The 1,198-nt window shown below is 72.3% G+C and carries 1 protein-coding gene; it reads left to right on the forward strand.

All coding sequences use genetic code 11. The features are described 5' to 3' along the window. Positions 1-1,198: acetyl/propionyl/methylcrotonyl-CoA carboxylase subunit alpha (locus ACIHCM_RS37500; RefSeq protein WP_399906548.1), on the forward strand; the 1,198-nt coding region annotated here is incomplete at both ends.

The raw sequence follows: 1,198 nt of genomic DNA on the forward strand, positions 1-1,198 counted from the left end.
CAAGGTCCTGAACGCCGCCCGCGAGTCCGGCGCGGACGCCATCCATCCGGGCTACGGCTTCCTGTCGGAGAACGCCGAGTTCGCGCAGGCCGTCCTGGACGCCGGACTGATCTGGATCGGCCCGCCGCCGCAGGCCATCCGCGACCTCGGCGACAAGGTCGCCGCCCGCCACATCGCCCAGCGCGCCGGCGCCCCCCTGGTCGCCGGCACACCCGACCCGGTCTCCGGCGCCGACGAGGTCGTCGCCTTCGCCGAGGAACACGGCCTGCCCATCGCCATCAAGGCCGCCTTCGGCGGCGGCGGCCGCGGCCTGAAGGTCGCCCGCACCCTCGACGAGGTCCCCGAGCTGTACGACTCGGCCGTCCGCGAGGCCGTCGCCGCCTTCGGACGGGGCGAGTGCTTCGTCGAGCGCTACCTCGACAAGCCCCGCCACGTCGAGACCCAGTGCCTGGCCGACACCCACGGCAACGTCGTGGTCGTCTCCACCCGCGACTGCTCCCTGCAGCGCCGCCACCAAAAACTCGTCGAGGAAGCCCCCGCACCGTTCCTGTCCCCGGCACAGGTGGACGAGCTGTACACGGCGTCCAAGGCCATCCTCAAGGAAGCCGGCTACGTCGGCGCCGGCACCGTCGAATTCCTCGTCGGCCTCGACGGCACCATCTCCTTCCTGGAGGTCAACACCCGCCTGCAGGTCGAACACCCCGTCACCGAGGAAGTCGCGGGCATCGACCTGGTCCGCGAGATGTTCCGCATCGCCGACGGCGAGGCCCTCGGCTACGACGACCCGCCGCTGCGCGGCCACTCCTTCGAGTTCCGCATCAACGGCGAGGACCCCGGCCGGGGCTTCCTGCCCGCCCCCGGCACCGTCACCACGTTCGCCGCGCCCTCCGGCCCCGGCGTCCGCCTGGACGCCGGCGTCGAGTCCGGCAGCGTGATCGGCCCCGCCTGGGACTCCCTGCTCGCCAAGCTGATCGTCACCGGCCGCACCCGCGCCGAGGCCCTCCAGCGGGCCGCACGCGCCCTGGAGGAATTCACCGTCGAAGGCATGGCCACCGCCATCCCCTTCCACCGCGCGGTCGTCAAGGACCCGGCCTTCGCCCCCGAACTCACCGGCTCCACCGACCCCTTCACGGTCCACACCCGCTGGATCGAGACCGAGTTCGTCAACGACATCAAACCCTTCACCGCCCCCGCCGAC

The sequence above is a fragment of the Streptomyces sp. NPDC052023 genome, assembly GCF_044548465.1.
Classification (GTDB): Bacteria; Actinomycetota; Actinomycetes; order Streptomycetales; family Streptomycetaceae; genus Streptomyces.